Source organism: Lawsonibacter sp. JLR.KK007, assembly GCF_036941135.1.
GTDB lineage: Bacteria > Bacillota > Clostridia > Oscillospirales > Oscillospiraceae > Lawsonibacter.
In genome coordinates this window covers 1,204,776-1,220,940 of sequence record NZ_JAYWSY010000001.1, presented here as the reverse complement: position 1 = coordinate 1,220,940, position 16,165 = coordinate 1,204,776, and the positions used below count along the sequence as shown (strand labels likewise).

At 62.0% G+C, this 16,165-nt stretch carries 22 protein-coding genes; 16 read left to right on the top strand and 6 right to left on the bottom strand.

Translation table 11 applies throughout. The annotated features are described in order from the left end of the window. Positions 1–108 precede the first annotated feature (108 nt). From VV088_RS06780 to VV088_RS06735, 10 genes are all read left to right on the top strand, one after another. The gene (locus VV088_RS06780) at positions 109–240 is read left to right on the top strand and encodes a hypothetical protein (protein WP_334600023.1); all 132 of its coding nucleotides are present in this window, start codon (positions 109–111) and stop codon (positions 238–240) included. 10 nt (positions 241–250) lie between these two features. After that, positions 251–904 (top strand): redox-sensing transcriptional repressor Rex, encoded by a 654-nt coding sequence (locus tag VV088_RS06775; protein WP_334600022.1) that lies wholly within the window; start codon positions 251–253, stop codon positions 902–904. Then, positions 901–1,986, top strand: coding sequence for an S-layer homology domain-containing protein (locus VV088_RS06770; protein ID WP_334600021.1), 1,086 nt, complete (start codon positions 901–903; stop codon positions 1,984–1,986). Before VV088_RS06775 ends, VV088_RS06770 begins: the two co-directional genes overlap by 4 nt. A gap of 94 nt (positions 1,987–2,080) precedes the next feature. Next, on the top strand, positions 2,081–2,224 hold the full coding sequence (locus VV088_RS06765) for a hypothetical protein (protein WP_334600020.1): 144 nt from the start codon (positions 2,081–2,083) through the stop codon (positions 2,222–2,224). A gap of 325 nt (positions 2,225–2,549) precedes the next feature. Then, the gene (gene rsxC / locus VV088_RS06760) at positions 2,550–3,857 is read left to right on the top strand and encodes an electron transport complex subunit RsxC (RefSeq protein ID WP_334600019.1); all 1,308 of its coding nucleotides are present in this window, start codon (positions 2,550–2,552) and stop codon (positions 3,855–3,857) included. Then, positions 3,857–4,804: an RnfABCDGE type electron transport complex subunit D gene (locus VV088_RS06755; RefSeq protein WP_334600018.1), complete on the top strand. Its 948-nt coding sequence runs from the start codon at positions 3,857–3,859 to the stop codon at positions 4,802–4,804. Before rsxC ends, VV088_RS06755 begins: the two co-directional genes overlap by 1 nt. Next, positions 4,801–5,343, top strand: coding sequence for an RnfABCDGE type electron transport complex subunit G (locus VV088_RS06750; protein WP_334600017.1), 543 nt, complete (start codon positions 4,801–4,803; stop codon positions 5,341–5,343). The genes VV088_RS06755 and VV088_RS06750 overlap by 4 nt, the downstream gene beginning before the upstream one ends. A 17-nt stretch (positions 5,344–5,360) precedes the next feature. Next, positions 5,361–6,038, top strand: a complete 678-nt coding sequence (locus VV088_RS06745; RefSeq protein WP_334600016.1) for an electron transport complex subunit E — start codon at positions 5,361–5,363, stop codon at positions 6,036–6,038. Next, positions 6,038–6,652, top strand: coding sequence for an electron transport complex protein RnfA (locus VV088_RS06740; RefSeq protein WP_334600015.1), 615 nt, complete (start codon positions 6,038–6,040; stop codon positions 6,650–6,652). Before VV088_RS06745 ends, VV088_RS06740 begins: the two co-directional genes overlap by 1 nt. Positions 6,653–6,670: 18 nt before the next feature. Next, entirely contained in the window at positions 6,671–7,471 is an 801-nt protein-coding gene (locus VV088_RS06735; RefSeq protein ID WP_334600014.1) for an RnfABCDGE type electron transport complex subunit B, read from the top strand. A gap of 46 nt (positions 7,472–7,517) precedes the next feature. On the opposite strand, the gene VV088_RS06730 is transcribed toward VV088_RS06735, so the two are convergent. Beyond that, entirely contained in the window at positions 7,518–7,736 is a 219-nt protein-coding gene (locus tag VV088_RS06730; protein WP_334600013.1) for a helix-turn-helix domain-containing protein, read from the bottom strand. A gap of 79 nt (positions 7,737–7,815) precedes the next feature. Between VV088_RS06730 and VV088_RS06725 the strand changes: the two genes are divergently transcribed. Further along, entirely contained in the window at positions 7,816–7,998 is a 183-nt protein-coding gene (locus tag VV088_RS06725; protein ID WP_334600011.1) for a hypothetical protein, read from the top strand. Here the strand turns inward: VV088_RS06725 and VV088_RS06720 are convergent. Next, a complete protein-coding gene (locus VV088_RS06720; protein WP_334600010.1) occupies positions 7,995–9,200 on the bottom strand; it encodes an FtsW/RodA/SpoVE family cell cycle protein in 1,206 nt (401 codons plus the stop codon). The genes VV088_RS06725 and VV088_RS06720 overlap by 4 nt on opposite strands. A 150-nt stretch (positions 9,201–9,350) precedes the next feature. Between VV088_RS06720 and tsaE the strand changes: the two genes are divergently transcribed. The 5 genes from tsaE (at position 9,351) to VV088_RS06695 (ending at position 13,120) form a co-directional block, all read left to right on the top strand. Continuing rightward, a complete protein-coding gene (gene tsaE, locus VV088_RS06715; protein ID WP_334600009.1) occupies positions 9,351–9,776 on the top strand; it encodes a tRNA (adenosine(37)-N6)-threonylcarbamoyltransferase complex ATPase subunit type 1 TsaE in 426 nt (141 codons plus the stop codon). After that, a complete protein-coding gene (gene tsaB, locus VV088_RS06710; RefSeq protein ID WP_334600008.1) occupies positions 9,773–10,510 on the top strand; it encodes a tRNA (adenosine(37)-N6)-threonylcarbamoyltransferase complex dimerization subunit type 1 TsaB in 738 nt (245 codons plus the stop codon). Before tsaE ends, tsaB begins: the two co-directional genes overlap by 4 nt. Continuing rightward, the gene (upp, locus tag VV088_RS06705) at positions 10,503–11,138 is read left to right on the top strand and encodes a uracil phosphoribosyltransferase (RefSeq protein ID WP_334600007.1); all 636 of its coding nucleotides are present in this window, start codon (positions 10,503–10,505) and stop codon (positions 11,136–11,138) included. The genes tsaB and upp overlap by 8 nt, the downstream gene beginning before the upstream one ends. Positions 11,139–11,636: 498 nt before the next feature. Beyond that, the gene (locus VV088_RS06700; RefSeq protein ID WP_334600006.1) at positions 11,637–12,758 is read left to right on the top strand and encodes an ATP-binding cassette domain-containing protein; all 1,122 of its coding nucleotides are present in this window, start codon (positions 11,637–11,639) and stop codon (positions 12,756–12,758) included. Then, positions 12,701–13,120: an ATP-binding cassette domain-containing protein gene (locus VV088_RS06695; RefSeq protein WP_334600004.1), complete on the top strand. Its 420-nt coding sequence runs from the start codon at positions 12,701–12,703 to the stop codon at positions 13,118–13,120. The genes VV088_RS06700 and VV088_RS06695 overlap by 58 nt, the downstream gene beginning before the upstream one ends. A 38-nt stretch (positions 13,121–13,158) precedes the next feature. On the opposite strand, the gene VV088_RS06690 is transcribed toward VV088_RS06695, so the two are convergent. From VV088_RS06690 to VV088_RS06675, 4 genes are read right to left on the bottom strand one after another with little or no spacing between them, the layout of a single operon-like run. After that, a complete protein-coding gene (locus tag VV088_RS06690) occupies positions 13,159–13,635 on the bottom strand; it encodes a YbaK/EbsC family protein (protein WP_334600003.1) in 477 nt (158 codons plus the stop codon). 3 nt (positions 13,636–13,638) lie between these two features. After that, on the bottom strand, positions 13,639–14,031 hold the full coding sequence (locus VV088_RS06685) for a thioesterase family protein (protein WP_334600002.1): 393 nt from the start codon (positions 14,029–14,031) through the stop codon (positions 13,639–13,641). A gap of 60 nt (positions 14,032–14,091) precedes the next feature. Next, positions 14,092–15,369: a LysM peptidoglycan-binding domain-containing protein gene (locus VV088_RS06680; RefSeq protein ID WP_334600001.1), complete on the bottom strand. Its 1,278-nt coding sequence runs from the start codon at positions 15,367–15,369 to the stop codon at positions 14,092–14,094. Positions 15,370–15,383: 14 nt separating this feature from the next. After that, on the bottom strand, positions 15,384–16,124 hold the full coding sequence (locus tag VV088_RS06675) for an SH3 domain-containing protein (protein ID WP_334600000.1): 741 nt from the start codon (positions 16,122–16,124) through the stop codon (positions 15,384–15,386). Positions 16,125–16,165: the final 41 nt, after the last annotated feature.

Here is a 16,165-nt window from a genome sequence, read left to right as displayed (position 1 = left end):
GGACCTTCCGGTCCTGTTTTTCCCTGTGGATTTGGATTGACCGTCAAAGGGCTGGATGCTATAATATATGCAGGAAGCTGTGCCCATGTCAGGAAAGGAGCGGATCAGATGAACAGCAATTTAGCCTATCAGGAGGAAGCGTGGGAGGAGCTGACCGGCGGCGAGATCGTGGCCATGCCTCCCCGGTCCATGTTTAACCATAATCGGGCAGCCGTTCGAATTGCCCGTCTTTTGCCCTGACGTGTGCCGGATGAAACGAAACGCAAAGGTATCTACCGCGGTGATCCGCCGCCTGCCCCGGTATTACCGGCAGCTGTCTGAGCTGCAGGAGGCGGGGGTGGTGCGCATCTCCTCCAGCGCTCTGGGCAAGTCCATAGGGCTGACCGCCTCCCAGATTCGCCAGGACCTGTGCTGCTTTGGCGGCTTTGGCCAGCAGGGCTACGGCTACAAGGTGGACGGCCTGAAGGAGGAGATCGGGGAGATTTTGGGCATCAGCCGGGGCCACACCCTGATTGTGCTGGGCACGGGCAACCTGGGCCGAGCCATCATCCGGAACTTCCGCTTCTCGGCCAACGGCTTCCGCCTGCTGGCCGCGTTCGACACCGATCCGGCGGTGGTGGGCACAGAGGTGGCCGGGGTGCCCGTCCGCCACGCCGATGGACTGGAGGACTTCCTGGCCGCCCACCGGGTGGACGTGGGGCTGCTGACGGTGCCCATCGCCGCCGCCCAGCGGATGGGGGACCGGCTGATGGAGGCCGGCGTGAAGGGCATCTGGAATTTTACCAACTATGAGCTCACCTGCACCAGACAGGACGTGGTGGTGGAGTCGGTCCATTTTTCCGACAGCCTACTCACCCTGAGCTACCTGATCTCCCAGCGGGAGGATATGGAGGAACACCAATGAAACAGTACCTGCGCCCTCTTGGGCTTGTTCTGACCTTGCTGCTGCTGGCGGCGGGCGCCTATGCCGCCACCTCCGGGGACAGCCTTGTGTCCCTGAGCTACCTGCGGGACACCTTTTCCGCCAAAGGCGTTCAGGCCGGGGAGGAGGCGGGGAACCGCCTTTTGCAGAAGACCTATGACGAGGCCAAGGCCAAGCTGGACGCCGCCTTCCGGGGGAGCGGAGGGGCCGCCTCCGGAAGCTCCAGTGAGACCCTCCAGCGCCGGGAGTGGCCGGACGGCCAGATCATTACCCTGTCCACCGGGAGCGTCTTTGTTCTGCTGGATGGCTCCGCCAATGTGGTCCACACCGGCGCGGTGGTGGACGTCACCACCGGGGTGGAGGCTGCCTCCGGCTCGTCACTGATCCAGAACCACCGCTACATCGTGGGGGAGAGCACCGATGCGGCGGTGACCATCCGCTCGGGTCAGGCGGCCATCGGCCTGCAGGGGGGCTATACCCTGTCGGCTGGGAAGACGGAGCACACTCCCTTCTACGACGTGACCCAGAGCGACTGGTTCTACGCCCCTGTGGGCTACGCCTATGAGAAGGGGCTGTTTTCCGGCATGGACGCCAACCACTTTGCCCCCAACGAGTCGATGAACCGGGCCATGCTCATGTCGGTGCTTCACCGGCTGGCCGGGTCCCCCGCCCTGGTGACCCAGCTGGCCTTCCAGGACGTGGCGGGAAACAGCTGGTACGCCCAGGCGGTGCTGTGGGGGGCCTCCCAGGGGATCACCTCGGGGACGGGAAATGGCAATTTCAGCCCCGACGGCCTGGTCACCCGGGAGCAGGCCGTGGCCATGATGTATAACTATGCCACCCAGTACATGCACCTCGCTCCAGGGGCGGGGGCCGACCTGTCCCGCTACGCCGACCTGAGCCGGCTGAGCAGCTGGGCCCGGCCCGCCATGGCCTGGGCGGTGGAGAAGGGGATTGTCAGCGGAGTGGCCAACGGCTCCACCCTGACCCTGGACCCCCAGCGCAGCGCTACCCGGGCGGAGATGGCCACCATGCTCCGGGCCTTCTGCGAAAATATTTTGTAAGGCTCCGCACCCATCGCCTCCCCGGACCATATGATGGTATCGAGAGCGGCAGACAGCCCTCTTAATACTTTCATAAAATCAGGAGGTACTCATTATGGGGTGCTGCAATAACAGCTGGGGCGGCAGTAGCTGCCTGTGGATCATCCTTCTCATCATCATCCTGTTCAGCTGCGGCGGCTGGGGCAATAACGGCTGCTGCAACAACAATGGCTGCTGCAACAACGGCTGCGGCTGCTGAGAGGTCCGGTCCGGGGCGCGGGGGGATGTTCCCTCCGCGCCTGTTTTATACTCCGGTTTTGAACTATACTCTTCGGAAGGGAAAAATTTTGCCGAAAAATGGGACAAGGCTCCAGGAAAAAAACTTGCAATCCTGTCAAGACTGGTGTATCATTAAGCATACGTAGCAAGACCGGCGGTTTCAGCAAAAACAGAGGAAGGGACCGGCGGGTTTTGTCGTGTGTCCGGCTTGGTCGGACACGGCAGCCGCAGCCCGGCACTGGAGAGGGCAACGCAGAAGCGGGCGGCGGTATCCCAGCAAGTTATTAGGGAGGTCGAAAACTTACATGAGCAAATTTCTCAAACGATCTGCGCAGGGCGCGCAGGTCCCGCACGAAAAGCGGACTTCCAATCAGGAGACCGTGAAGATGCCTCTGCCCTCTAAGATCGTCCTGTCCATGGGACAGCACATCGGCGCCCCCGCCGCACCCCAGGTGGCCAAGGGCGACCAGGTCTTTGTGGGCTCTGTGGTGGGCAAGGCGGGCGGCTTTGTCTCCTCTGACATCCACTCCGGCGTGTCCGGCACAGTGGACGGCATCATCACCATCACCGCCCCCAACGGCGCGCCGCAGACCGCTGTGGTCATCATCCCAGACGGCAAGCAGACGGTGGACCCGGCCATCGCGCCCCCTGCTGTCACCGATCTCAAGTCCTTCCAGGATGCCGTCCGGGCCAGCGGCCTGGTGGGTCTGGGCGGCGCGGGCTTCCCCGCGGCGGTGAAGCTGGCCCCCAAGAATCTGGACGAGATCGACACCCTCCTCATCAACGGCGCCGAGTGCGAGCCCTACATCACCTCGGACAACCGCTGCTTCCTGGAGGACACCCAGTACATCCTGGACGGCATCCAGGCGGTGATGAAGTATTTGGAGATTCCCAAGTGCGTCATCGGCATCGAGGGCAACAAGCCCGAGGCCATCGCCAAGATGAAGTCCGCAGCCACTGCCGGCATCGAGGTAAAGGAGCTGCCCTGCCGTTACCCCCAGGGTGCGGAAAAAGTTCTCATCGAGAACTGCACCGGCCGGGAGGTCCCCTTCCCCGGCCTGCCCTCTGATGTGGGCGTGATTGTGATGAACGTCACCTCGGTGGCCTTTGTGGGCAAGTACCTGGCGACAGGCATGCCCCTGACCACCAAGCGCCTCACCGTGGACGGCGACGTGATCAAGGAACCCAAGAACGTGGAGGTCATCATCGGCACTCCCGTGCAGGAGCTGATGGACTTCTGCGGCGGCTTCACCGAGGAGCCGGGCAAGGTGCTCTACGGCGGTCCCATGATGGGCAACTGCATTGCCAACCTGGACCAGCCCATTTTGAAGAACAACAACGCGGTGCTGGCCTTCTCCAAGAAAATGGCCCAGATCCCCAAGGCTACCAACTGCATCCACTGCGGCCGGTGTACCAACGCCTGCCCTCTGGGCCTGTCCGCCAAGGAGATCGTTCAGGCCTACAATGACGGCAACGTGGAGCTGCTCATTGAGCTCAACGCCGACCTGTGTATGAGCTGCGGCACCTGCTCCTTCGTCTGCCCGGCCAAGCGGCCTCTGGCTCCCTCCATCGCCCTGGCCAAGATTATGATGAAGAATGGAGGTAAGAAGTAATGGACAATAAGCTGATTGTCACTGCCGCGCCCCATATTACCGGCGCGGACAGCACCCAGAAGATCATGGGCCGGGTGTGCCTGGCTCTGTGTCCGGCTCTGGTCGCCTCCGTGATCATCTTCGGGGTGAACGCCCTGATCCTCACTGCGGTCACAGTGGCCGCCTGCGTCTTCTTCGAGTGGGGCTACTGCAAGCTGATGGGCCGTGAGGTCCCCGTTGCCGACCTGTCTGCCGTGGTCACCGGCATGCTGCTGGCCTTCAATATGCCCGCCTCCATGCCCTGGTGGATGGCCATTGTGGGCGCGTTCATCGCCATCGTCATCATCAAGCAGCTCTTCGGCGGTCTGGGCTTCAACTTCGCCAACCCCGCTATCGTGGGCCGCATCGCCTTGGCGGTGGGCTTTGCCAGCCGCATGGCCAACTACCCCAAGCCGGAAAACGGCATCGACGCCCTGGCCTCCGCCACTCCGCTGGCGGTGGAGAAGGGGGTGCTGGGCGCCGGTGAGTACGTCACCCTGCTGCTGGGCAACCACGGCGGCGTGCTGGGCGAGACCTGCGCCATCGCCATCCTGGTGGGTGGCATCTACCTGATTGCCACCAAGGTGATCAGCCCCATGATCCCGGTCACCTATCTGGCCACCGTGGCCGTGCTGTCCCTGATCGGCGGCTATGACCCCATTGTGCAGCTGCTCTCCGGCGGCCTGATGCTGGGCGCCTTCTTTATGGCCACCGACTATGTCACCTCTCCCACCACCGATAAGGGCAAGCTGATCGCCGGTATCTTTATGGGGGTTGTGACCTGCGCCATCCGGTTCTTCGGCACCATGAGCGAGGGTGTGTCCTTCGCCATCCTGCTGATGAATCTGGTGACCCCCTATATCGACGCGCTGACCCGGCAGGATAAGCTGGGTATCGCCAAGAAGAAGAAGGAGGCGGCAGCGAAATGAGTAATTGGAATAAGGTATTTAAGCCTATCGTGGTGCTGTGCGTCATCTGCGTCGTCATTACCGGGGCGCTGGCCGCAACCAACTCTGTCACCGCCCCTATCATCGCGGAGGCCACCCGCCTGGCCCAGGAGCAGGCCCGTGCCGAGCTTCTCCCGGAGGCGGACAGCTTTGAGAAGGTGGAGAACGTTGCCGTGGAAAACGTCTCCGACGTCTACGCCGCCACCAATGGCGCCGGCTATGTCATCACCAGCACCGCCAAGGGCTACGGCGGTACCATGACCGTTATGGTCGCGTATACTCCTGATGGCACCATCAAGCAAATCAAAGTGACAGAGCAGGGCGAAACCCAGGGCATCGGCAGCAAGGTAGCCGGTACCGCCTCCTATTGGGAGCGTTATCAGGGCCAGCCTGCTGCTGAGCTGAAAATCAACAAAGACGGCGGCACCATTGACGCTGAGAGCGGCGCGACAATTTCCAGCCGTGCGCTGGCCAAAGCGGTCAGCTCCGCCAATGAGGCGTATAACGCTGTGAATTCTTGAAAGGCAGGTGAGTCAAGATGAGTGAAAACAGTAAAATAAAAATTCTTACCAACGGCATTCTGAACGAGAACCCGGTCCTGCGGCTTGTCCTGGGCACCTGTCCCACCCTGGCCGTCACCACCATGGCTTCTAACGGCATCGGCATGGGGCTGGCCGCCACCTTTGTGCTGCTGTGCTCCAACATTGTAATTTCCGCCCTGCGGAACATCATCCCCAACCAGGTCCGTATCCCCTGCTACATCACCGTGATCGCCGGCTTTGTGTCGGTGGTGCAGATGGTGGTCAAGGCCTATGTCCCCGACCTGGACAAGGCCCTGGGCGTGTACCTGCCTCTGATCGTGGTGAACTGCATCATCCTGGGCCGCGCTGAGATGTTCGCCTCCAAGAACAACATCCTGAACTCCGCCCTGGACGGTATCGGCATGGGCATTGGCTTCACCATCACCCTGACCATTATGGGCTCCATCCGTGAGATCATCGGTTCCGGCACCTGGATGGCCGGCCTGGGCGGACTGATCCCCTCCCTGGGGGCCGACTTCGCCATCCGGGTCATCCCCGAGGGTGTGGACACCTTCTCCCTGATGACCAGCGCCCCCGGCGGCTTCTTCGTCTTCGGTATCCTGATGGCCGGGGCCACCTGGCTGACCAGCCGTCCTAAGAAGGAAGCTCCCGCTGTGGAAGGAGGTAATGCGTAATGGTAAAACTGGCCGCGATCTTCTTTACCATGATTCTGGTGGACAACTACGTCCTGGCCAAATTCCTGGGTATCTGTCCCTTCTTGGGCGTGTCCAAAAAGCTGGACAGCGCCGTGGGCATGTCCCTGGCCGTTACCTTCGTCATGGTTATGGCCACCGCCGCCACCTGGCCCATCTACAAGCTGATCCTGGTGCCCGAGGGCGCTGAAAATACTGCCCGGGATATGGGCTACCTCCAGACGATTGTGTTCATCCTGATTATTGCCATCCTGGTCCAGCTGCTGGAGAACTTCCTCAAAAAGTTTATTCCCGCTCTGTACAAGGCCCTGGGCGTGTACCTGCCCCTGATCACCACCAACTGCACCATCCTGGGCGTGACCATCCTGAATCTGGACAACGGCTACAACTTCCTGGAGTCCATCGTCTGCGCCGCCGGCGCGGGCATCGGCTTCCTGGTGGCCATGGTGCTGTTCTCCGGCGTGCGCCGCCGGGTGGAGCAGGCCGTCACCCCCAAGTGCTTCGAGGGCCTGCCCATCACCTTGGTGGCCGCCGCCGTTACCTCCCTGTCCTTCATGGGCTTCGGCGGTATCGTGGACGCCATCTTCAAAGTCTGACAGGGGGGAGAGTAAGTTATGAATCCGATTTTACTGGCAATTATTGTCGTCACCGTCATCGGCCTGATCGGCGCGGTGATCCTGGTGGCCGCCTCCATCTTCATGTATGTCCCTGTGGATGAGCGGGTGGAGCAGATCACCGCCGTGCTGGCGGGAGCCAACTGCGGCGCCTGTGGCTGTGCAGGCTGCGCAGACTACGCAAAGAGCATCGTGGAGGACGGCAACGCCGTCAACAAGTGTACCCCCGGCGGCGCGGCCTGCGCCGCTAAGGTGGCCGCCATCATGGGCGTGGAGGCGGGCGCTTCCGTCCCCATGAAGGCCGTGGTGGCCTGCTCCGGCACCTGCGGGAAGACGGGCAAGAAGTACGAGTTCCAGGGCATCCAGAGCTGCCAGGCCGTCAAGGGCTTCTACGGCGGCGACGGTATGTGCAAGTTCGGCTGCCTGGGCTACGGCGACTGTACCCGGGCCTGCGCCTTTGACGCCATCCACATCGTGGACGGCATCGCCAAGGTGGACCGGGAAAAATGTACCGGCTGCGGCGCCTGTGCCGCAGCCTGCCCCAACGCCGTCATCTCCATCGTGCCCGAGCACAAGCGCAAGCCCGTGGTGCTCTGCCAGAACAAGGACAAGGGCGCGGACACCCGGAAGGCCTGCACCGCAGGGTGTATCGGTTGCATGAAGTGCGCCAAGGCCTGTCCCAAGGAGGCCATCACCGTGGAGAACTTCCTGGCCAAGATCGACCAGGACAAGTGCGTCGGCTGTCAGCTGTGCGTGAAAGAGTGCCCCATGGGGGTCATCCACGTCCCCGCCAACGAGTGAGCCTGTACATGAAAAAGCCCCGCCAGCAGGCGGGGCTTTTTTGTGCTTATCTGTTAACCTCCCGCTTATCCGTGCGGCCGGTGAGGTAGTCGAGGGAGACATCGAAGATGTCGGCAATCTTGATTAAGTTTGCATAATTCGGAGTGTTGCCATCCGCTTCGAAACGCTGATAGTTCCGCAGGGTGACCGATAACTGTTCCGCAACCTGTGTTTGTGTTAGTTTGTGTTCTTTTCGGAGAAGTTTTAGCCGTTCATTGAAAATCATTCTCTCGCCCCTATTGACATGTAGACTCTTGTCGTATATAATTGCGTCAAAGTAATTCATATTATAGGAGGTAAATACTATGCGACCCGAGATCCCTTTTATTGTACAAGTCCTGTATCCCTATTTTGTCACAGAGCCGAACCCTGCCTTTTGGCCGGACGATTTGAAAGATGATCCTGTTCAGGGTCATGCGCTGTGGGCGTTTTACCAGGGCTTGCGGCTGGGCGTGCAGCTCACCGATGCCTGTCTGGAGAAGATTTAAACCTTACTCCGATCCCTGAGCCAACTGGGCATAGGCCGGGCCTTGACGCTGGACACCAGTCCCATAGCGGCGAACAGGGTGATGATGGACGACCCTCCGGAGCTGACGAAGGGGAGGGTGAGGCCCATAACGGGCAGGACGTACAGGCACATGCCCACGTTGAAGGTGATCTGGCTGAGGAGCATCCCCGCCATCCCCATACACACATAGGCGGAGAAGGGGGAGCTGGCGTGGCGGCCGACCCAGATGCACCGCAGGACGATGGCGGACAGCAGTAGCAGCAGGGCCATACAGCCCACCATGCCCAGTTCCTCACCGCAGACGGCAAAAATCAGGTCGCTGTCCCGGACGGGGAGGGCGGAGCTGTTGGAGGCGTGGGTCTGGATGCCCTTCAGGTAGCCCTGTCCGAACAGCTTGCCCGAGCCGATGGCCAGGATAGCCCTGGTCTGCTGGAAGCCGTAGTTGCTGGGGTCCAGGTCGTGGTCAAAGACCACCCGGAAACGCATGATGCGGTAATCGGTCCAAAAGCGGGTCTCAGGCAGAAAGAACAGCCAGAAAATCACCGCCGCCAGCACCGCTCCGCCCCCCACCAGTACGAACCACCGCAGCTTCACTCCAGCAGTCCAGGCCATGAAGGCAAAGATCATGATATAGACGCAGCAGGTTCCCATGTCTCCGCAGATAGCCGCGATGAGGCCCAACGTGAACACGGTGAAGCCGCCGATCTGCATCACCGAGGGGATGGAGCTGATGCTGTAGCCCCGGTCCTGGATTGTGATGATCAGCAGGGCCAGAATCAGGATAAAAGGGATTTTAACGATCTCGTTGGGCTGAATCATCATCGGAAAATGGGGGATCTGAATCCAGTTCCGGTTGCCGTAGCGTTCCACTCCCCAGGGGGTGAGGATCATGAGCAGCAGGAAGATGCTGCCGAGGAGCATCAGCTTCCACCGTTTTTCGGTGAACAGCTGAAAGTCCACAAAGGTGAGCAGCACGTAGGCGATGACCCCCAGGCCGATGGCGATGGCCTGGACGATTACCGACCGGTTGAGAAGCTGGCCCGGCGCATTCTGGTACTGGGTAGCGGAGAAAATGAGGGCCAAGCCAAAGGTACTGGCAGCCAGACACAGCCCCAGCAGAATGATGTCGCCTTTTTTCCAAAATTCCTTGATAGGGGAGAAGAGCAGGGACAGAAAGGACATGGCCTCACCTCCGCTTCCGATGATCAGCCTCCCTCTCAGAGGGAGGCAAAATTGACCTCTATATTTTATCACATTTTGGTGGAAACGCAAACCCCAACTGTGTTATAATGTTTAAGAACGTGAAAATTTTCTGTGAACGGGGGAGCGGCAGTGAGATACGTCACCAACAGCGAGGAAGAGACCGAGGCTCTGGGAGCCCGGCTGGCCGCAGTGCTGACGCCGGGGACGGTGGTGGCCTTTACCGGCGACCTGGGGGCGGGGAAGACCGCCTTCACCCGTGGCCTGGCCCGCGGGCTGGGGGTGACGGACCGGGTGACCAGTCCCACCTTCACCATCGTCAACGAGTACGAGGGGGGCCGCCTGCCCCTGTTCCACTTCGATATGTACCGCCTGGCCTCCTCCGAGGAGCTGTTCGACATTGGCTGGGAGGACTACCTTCAGCGGGGCGGTGTGTGCGCCGTGGAGTGGAGCGAGAACGTGTCCGATGCCCTGGAGGAGGACGCCCTGTCGGTGGAGATCAGCCGGGGAGAGCAGGACGGCCAGCGGGTGATCGTCATAGAGGGGGTGGAGCTGTGAACATTTTAGCCTTGGAGTCGTCGGCAACGGCCTGCTCCGCCGCCCTTTACCGGGACGGGACGCTGACGGCCCAGTCCTTCCAGTGCAGCGGCCTGACCCACAGCCGAACCCTCCTGCCTATGGTCCACGACATGCTGGACAACTGCGGCCAGCCCCTGGAAGCGGTGGACGTGATCGCCGTAGCTGCCGGGCCGGGTTCCTTCACCGGGCTGCGCATCGGGGTGGCGGCCGCCAAGGGTCTGGCCTGGGCGGCGGAAAAGCCCTGTGCCCCCTGCTCCACACTGGAATCCATGGCCTGGCCCCTGGCCCATATGGAGGACAGGCTCATCGTCTGCGCCATGGACGCCCGGCGCAAGCAGGTGTATAACGCCCTGTTCCTGGCCCGGGGGGATCATCTGGAGCGGCTCAGTCCCGACCGGGCCATCTCCCTGGAGGAGCTGGGAGAGGAGCTGAAAAAATTCCAATTTTTGAAAATAGCCGTTGGCGACGGGGCTCAGCTGTGTTATAATACCCTAAATGAGCAAATTCCCATGACCCTGGCCCCGGTCCATCTGCGGATGCAGAGCGCCTGGGGGGTCGCCCGGGCCGCAGAGGAGCTGGTGAAGACCGGCGGCCTGGTGTCCGGAGCGGAGCTGGCTCCCGTCTATCACCGCTTGTCCCAGGCGGAGCGGGAGCGGCTGGAGCGCGAGCAGAACACAAAATTTACAAGAGAAGGGGATCAGAAACATGTATAACGAAAAGGTACACATCCTGGACCACCCGCTGCTGCAGCACAAGCTGACCATCCTCCGGGACGAGAACACCGGCGTGAAGGAGTTCCGGGAGATCGTGTCGGAGATCGCTGCCCTGGAGTGCTACGAAGCCACCCGGGATCTGCCCCTGGCGGATATCGAGGTAAAAACCCCCATCACCACCGGCGCCTTCAAGACACTGGCGGGCAAGAAGCTGGCGGTTGTTCCGATCCTCCGGGCGGGTCTGGGCATGGTGGACGGCATCATCAAAATGATCCCCTCCGCCAAGGTGGGCCACATCGGCCTGTACCGGGACCCGGAGACCCATCGCCCGGTGGAGTATTACTGCAAGATGCCCGCCGATATCGCAGAGCGGGACGTGATCGTCCTGGACCCCATGCTGGCCACCGGCGGCTCCGCCTCCGCCGCCATCACCTTCATCAAGGGCTACGGCTGCAAGCACATCAAGCTGATGAACGTCCTGGCCGCCCCCGAGGGCATCGCGTGCATCCAGAAGGACCACCCCGATGTGGACATCTACGTGGCGGGTGTGGACGAGAAGCTGAACGAGCACGCCTATATCGTCCCCGGCCTGGGCGATGCGGGCGACCGTATCTTTGGCACCAAATAAACCAATGCGTCCCGGCCCTCAGGGAATGGGCCGGGACACTTGACAAAGCCCGCTTGGTTTGCCGTAACCAAACTGAGCGGGCGGTCAACCGGGTCCTATGCGGTTGGCGGTCAGTCTTTCAACAAGTTTACAGCTTGAGACAATGCCGTGTCCTTTGCAGCGCTGGGGGCAGCCACGCAAGGGAAGGGGCGGTGAACGTCCTGCGGGATATCATCCGGCGGACGTAGGTTGTGCGGGGGCTTGACAACGGGAGGGCCCCTTGCTATAATGTGTGCAAGAAACAGATGGGAGGCGGGAAGATGCGCAAGACCACTTGCTGATTCTGTGACAGAAACGTTGTTCAGAGCCGCTGTGACGGCTCCGTTCTGTCATGGGTCCGCGAGAGGAAACGCGCAGCCTTCCCCTTCCGGCTCATCCTGGGTGCAGTGCGCCCTTCTGCCGCCGCGAGAGGAAGGACCCTCTTGCGGCTTTTTCGCGCGCATGACAGGAGGGCTGAAGATGTCTCAAATTACCATACAAAACCTGCATTTCACCTACGACGGGGACCACACCCCTGTGTTTGAAGGACTGGACCTCCAGCTGGATACCAACTGGAAGCTGGGCCTGGTGGGCCGCAATGGCCGGGGGAAGACCACCCTTCTCCGTCTGCTGGCGGGGGAGCTGGAGGGTCAGGGGACCGTCTCCCTCCGGCAGCCCTGCATCCGCTGGCCCCGTCCGGTGGCCGATCCCTCCCGAAGGACGCTGGATATCCTGCTGGAGGGCGTTCCGCCGGAGGAGGAGTGGCGGCTGAGCTGGGAGCTGTCCAAGCTTGGGCTGGGGGAGACGGCCCTGGACCGGCCTTTCGCCACCCTCAGCGGCGGGGAGCAGACCCGTGCTCTGCTGGCGGTCCTCTTCCTGGACGAGGGGGCTTACCCCATGATCGACGAGCCCACCAACCATCTGGACGGTCCCGGCCGGGCGCTGGTGGCGGACTATCTGCGGGGACTGGATCGGGGCTTTTTGCTGGTGTCCCACGACCGGGCCTTTCTGGACGGCTGTGTGGACCACATCCTGGCCCTGAACCCCACCGGCCCGGAGCTGGTGCGGGGAACATTTTCCAGCTGGTTTCGGGACAAAGAGGACCGGGACCGGGGGGAGGCCGCCCGGAACGAGAAGCTGAAGAGGGAGATCCGGCGTCTGGAGCGGGCCGCCGCCGACCGGAGGCAGAAGGCGGACGCAGTGGAGCGGGCTAAAACCGGCATCTCCAAAGATGGAATTGTCAAACATGGGCTGCGGCCCTACCTGGGGGAGAAGTCCAGAAAGGGCCAGCAGCAGCGGAAGAATATTGAGCGCAGGGCGGACCGGGCTGTCCAGGAGAAGTCCGGCCTGCTGAAGGACATCGAGCGGTCGGACAGTCTGAAGCTGACCCCCCTGACCTACCACAGCGCCCGTTTGCTGGAGGGGAGGGATTTGGCTGTCACCTACCCGGGAATGGCTGGCAAGCCGGTCTGCTTTACACTGGATCAGGGGACCGCCTCTGTCTGGACGGAGGCAACGGTTCCGGCAAGAGCAGCCTTCTGCGTATGCTTCTGGGGGAGGAGGTCCCCCACATCGGGACCCTGTGGCAGGCGTCGGGGCTGAGCATCTCCTACGTGCCTCAGAGGGCAGACTACCTGCGGGGGGACCTGACCGCCTGGGCGGAGGGACAGGGGGTCGACCGGACGCAATTCCTCACCGTCCTGCGCAAGCTGGATTTTTCCAGGGAGCTCTTTTCCCGGGACATGGGGGAGTACAGCGCCGGACAGCAGAAAAAGGTGCTGATCGCGGCCAGCCTGTGCCAGAGCGCCCACCTGTATGTCTGGGATGAGCCGCTGAACTATATCGACCTGTTCTCCCGGATGCAGATTGAGGAGCTGCTGCTGGAGTACCGGCCCACCCTCCTCTTTGTGGAGCACGACCGGGTTTTTCGGGAAAATATCGCCACCGGGGGCGTGGAGCTGTAAAAGACGGGCTTCTCCATTTCTGGAGAAGCCCGTGAACCTTATGTCTCCTGCCAGCCCTTGCACACGTCCACCCAGCCCAGGGAGTGGGAATACTCCGCCAGCTCGTCACAGGTGAGCTGGATGGCGGAATTCCCGCTCCCGGCGGCGGGGAAGACGGTGTCGAACCGCTGGAGGGACACGTCCAGATAGGTGCGTACCCCCTCCGGGTTGGCGAAGGGGCACACCCCGCCGACTGCGTGGCCGGTGAAGGCGGACACCTGCTCCGGGGTGAGCATTTTGGCCTTGGTGTGAAACAGCGACTTGTACTTGCTGTTGTCGATCTTGGCGTCTCCGGCGGCCACAACGAGGACGCAGCCCTCTTCCACCAGAAAGGACAGGGTCTTGGCAATGCGGGCGGGGATCACCCCCACCGCCTGGGCGGCCAGCTCCACCGTAGCGCTGGAGACGGGGAACTCCAAAATGTCCCCCTCCCGGCCCAGAGGACGGAAGTAGTCCCGAACTGTTTCGATAGACATCCCTCAGCCCTCCCGTTTTTGGGCGGCCTTAGCCAGGAAGCGGTCGTTGGTGATGATAAACCGCTCGTGGGTCCCCTGGCCGATGAGGCCCTTTTCGTCGTAGGCGGCCACCTTGAGGACGATGCGCTTGCCGTCCACCTGGGTGACTTCGCTCTCCGCCCACACTTTCATGCCCACGGGGGTGGCGCTGTCGTGGCTGACGTTCAGCTTGGTGCCCACGGTGCCCTGGCCCTCCTCCAGGTGTGGGGCGATGGATTTCCAGGAAGCCTCTTCCATCAGGGCGCACAGGAAGGGGGTGCCAAACACGGGCAGCGCCCCAGAGCAGGCCGCTTGAGCGGTGTTGGAATTGTTGACAATGGTCTCGGCGCGGCCCTTTAAACCGGTGGTAACAGACATAGGGATGTCCTCCTTTTGTAAAATTGGCGGACTTATTATAGCACGGGAAACTGGAAAAAGCTACATCCCGCTGCGGATCTGTGCCATGGAATTTAAGACCACCCAGTTCTGGGGGAAGGGCCGGTCCAGGTTCCAGTAGCCCACCCCGTACAGGCCGTACTCCAGCGCCAGGTTCAGCTTGGCCTGGATGGACCGGGCGTCCTCAAACCAGACCTCGTGCTCTGCCCCCTGTTCATCCACATACCGGAGCCAGGGGGCCTGAGCCGTCTCGTCGTAGCGGATGGCGGCGTGGCGGTTCCAGGCCAGCCGGACGGCCTCCACATTGTTGACCGAGACGGCCCGGTTCCCCTCCCGGAAGGGCAGAGGCCAGTTGTAGCCGTAGTTGGGGATGCCAAGGTAGAGCTGCTCGGGAGAAAACTCGGTAAGGGCGTACTCCACCACCTTCCGCACCTGGGGCAGGGGGGCCACCGCCATAGGCGGGCCGCTGAGGTAGCCCCAGTCGTAGGTCATCAGCAGGGCGAAGTCCACCGCCTGGGCGATCAGATGGTAGTCGATGCCCTCATACAGCCGGCCGGGCTGATTGGCGGAGGTCTTGGCGGCCAGGGCGGCGCTCAGGGGCAGCCTGCGGGAGCGGAGCACCTGGCGGAGCTGAGCGAGGAACCTGGCGTAGGCCCTGGCGTCCTCCGCCGGGACGTATTCGAAGTCCACGTCGATTCCCTGATAGCCCCGGCGGTCGACGGCCTCCATCAGCTCCGCGATGAGGGACTGCTGTTGGATCTCGCTGGACAGCAGCTGGTGGACCAGCTCGCTGGAAAACTGCTCCTGGGCGTCCAGGTTGGCCAGGCAGAGGAGGGGAGCGGTGCGGCTTTGGAGGGCGGCGCTGACCAGTGCCTCGTCCTGGAGGGGGATCAGGCGGCTCCCTTCAAAGCGGTAGGAGAAGGGGGTGAGCTGGGACAGATAGGGGAGTATAGACCGGAGCAGGTCCCGTTGGATGTAGGGGTAGGCGTAGCCGTTTACGGCGAGACAGCCGCTGGGCCGGACGTCGTACCGCACGACGATGCTTTGACCGGGGAAGAGCAGGTCCCGGCCCTGGAGGGCGGGGTTGTTCCGCAGCAGCTGGGCCACGGTGGTGTTGTGCATCTGGGCGATGGAATACAGCGAGTCTCCAGTCCGGACCGTGTGGGTCAGCGCGGGGTACTGGACCACGATGGTCTGTCCCACAACCAGCTGGGCGGGCTGTTCCAGCTGGTTGTCCTGGATCAGCCGCTCCATGGGGACGCCGTACTGCTGGGCCAGCCGGTACATGGTGTCGCCGGGCTGAACGACATGGATGTCCACGAAAAAGCCTCCTTTCAGGTCACCGTCACAAACTCGGCGCTGACATAGCCGATGGTTCCATTGTAGTTTACCAGATGCCAGCCGTTGGCGGTGTTGAGGATGGTGATGGGGGCCCCGTCGGGGGCCTGGGCGAGGACGGCGGCGGATGTGTTGGGCCGGGCCCGGACGTTCAGACTGCCCCACTCCACATCTACCACCCCGGCGCGGCGGTGTTCCGTCTCGAAGAAGGGGATGCCGAAATACTCGGTCAGGGCCAGCACGATGACCCGGGCGGCGCTGTCCAGGTTGGCTTTGATCCAGTTGGCATCCTCCACATTGTCGTGGAAGGCCAGCTCGATGAGGACGGAGGGGGCGGTGACCTGAGCGATCTCCCCCAAAGTGGTGGTGGCCTCGGTGCGCACCAGATTGGGATCGGGGTAGATGGTCTTCAGGCCATCTGCGATGAGTTCTGCCGCCCGCTGGCCGTTGGCGCTGCCAGGGTAGTAGAAGACGATGGACCCTCTGGCCCTGCCCGCCATGTCCCCGGCGGCGGCGTTGGAGTGGAGGGCCAGATGGAGGTCGTAGCTCCCGGCGTTGGAGGCGGTGATGGACGATCCGGCGGTCATATCCGGGGTATTCCGGCTGTACCGGATGCCGGAGGCGTCCAGCATGGGGACCATCTTGTCGGCCAGGAGGTTCATCCACTCCTCCTCGGTTCCGCCGTTGACGTATGGGTTCCAGTCCTGAGTACTGGGAGATAAATAAATTATGGGCATGGCGATGCACCTCCAAAAATTTACCCATCCTATGAATTTTT

What these genes read in the sequence shown, in the direction of transcription:
- VV088_RS06685 (WP_334600002.1), bottom strand. Translation starts at nt 14,031, where the DNA reads ATGTCTGTTACCACCGGTTTAAAGGGCCGCGCCGAGACCATTGTCAAC.
- VV088_RS06725 (WP_334600011.1), top strand. Translation starts at nt 7,816, where the DNA reads ATGCGACCCGAGATCCCTTTTATTGTACAAGTCCTGTATCCCTATTTT.
- VV088_RS06770 (WP_334600021.1), top strand. Translation starts at nt 901, where the DNA reads ATGAAACAGTACCTGCGCCCTCTTGGGCTTGTTCTGACCTTGCTGCTG.
- upp (WP_334600007.1), top strand. Translation starts at nt 10,503, where the DNA reads ATGTATAACGAAAAGGTACACATCCTGGACCACCCGCTGCTGCAGCAC.
- VV088_RS06750 (WP_334600017.1), top strand. Translation starts at nt 4,801, where the DNA reads ATGAGTAATTGGAATAAGGTATTTAAGCCTATCGTGGTGCTGTGCGTC.
- VV088_RS06700 (WP_334600006.1), top strand. Translation starts at nt 11,637, where the DNA reads ATGTCTCAAATTACCATACAAAACCTGCATTTCACCTACGACGGGGAC.
- VV088_RS06780 (WP_334600023.1), top strand. Translation starts at nt 109, where the DNA reads ATGAACAGCAATTTAGCCTATCAGGAGGAAGCGTGGGAGGAGCTGACC.
- VV088_RS06690 (WP_334600003.1), bottom strand. Translation starts at nt 13,635, where the DNA reads ATGTCTATCGAAACAGTTCGGGACTACTTCCGTCCTCTGGGCCGGGAG.
- rsxC (WP_334600019.1), top strand. Translation starts at nt 2,550, where the DNA reads ATGAGCAAATTTCTCAAACGATCTGCGCAGGGCGCGCAGGTCCCGCAC.
- VV088_RS06740 (WP_334600015.1), top strand. Translation starts at nt 6,038, where the DNA reads ATGGTAAAACTGGCCGCGATCTTCTTTACCATGATTCTGGTGGACAAC.
- VV088_RS06730 (WP_334600013.1), bottom strand. Translation starts at nt 7,736, where the DNA reads ATGATTTTCAATGAACGGCTAAAACTTCTCCGAAAAGAACACAAACTA.
- VV088_RS06765 (WP_334600020.1), top strand. Translation starts at nt 2,081, where the DNA reads ATGGGGTGCTGCAATAACAGCTGGGGCGGCAGTAGCTGCCTGTGGATC.
- VV088_RS06735 (WP_334600014.1), top strand. Translation starts at nt 6,671, where the DNA reads ATGAATCCGATTTTACTGGCAATTATTGTCGTCACCGTCATCGGCCTG.
- VV088_RS06755 (WP_334600018.1), top strand. Translation starts at nt 3,857, where the DNA reads ATGGACAATAAGCTGATTGTCACTGCCGCGCCCCATATTACCGGCGCG.
- VV088_RS06775 (WP_334600022.1), top strand. Translation starts at nt 251, where the DNA reads ATGAAACGAAACGCAAAGGTATCTACCGCGGTGATCCGCCGCCTGCCC.
- VV088_RS06695 (WP_334600004.1), top strand. Translation starts at nt 12,701, where the DNA reads ATGCTTCTGGGGGAGGAGGTCCCCCACATCGGGACCCTGTGGCAGGCG.
- VV088_RS06675 (WP_334600000.1), bottom strand. Translation starts at nt 16,124, where the DNA reads ATGCCCATAATTTATTTATCTCCCAGTACTCAGGACTGGAACCCATAC.
- VV088_RS06720 (WP_334600010.1), bottom strand. Translation starts at nt 9,200, where the DNA reads ATGTCCTTTCTGTCCCTGCTCTTCTCCCCTATCAAGGAATTTTGGAAA.
- VV088_RS06745 (WP_334600016.1), top strand. Translation starts at nt 5,361, where the DNA reads ATGAGTGAAAACAGTAAAATAAAAATTCTTACCAACGGCATTCTGAAC.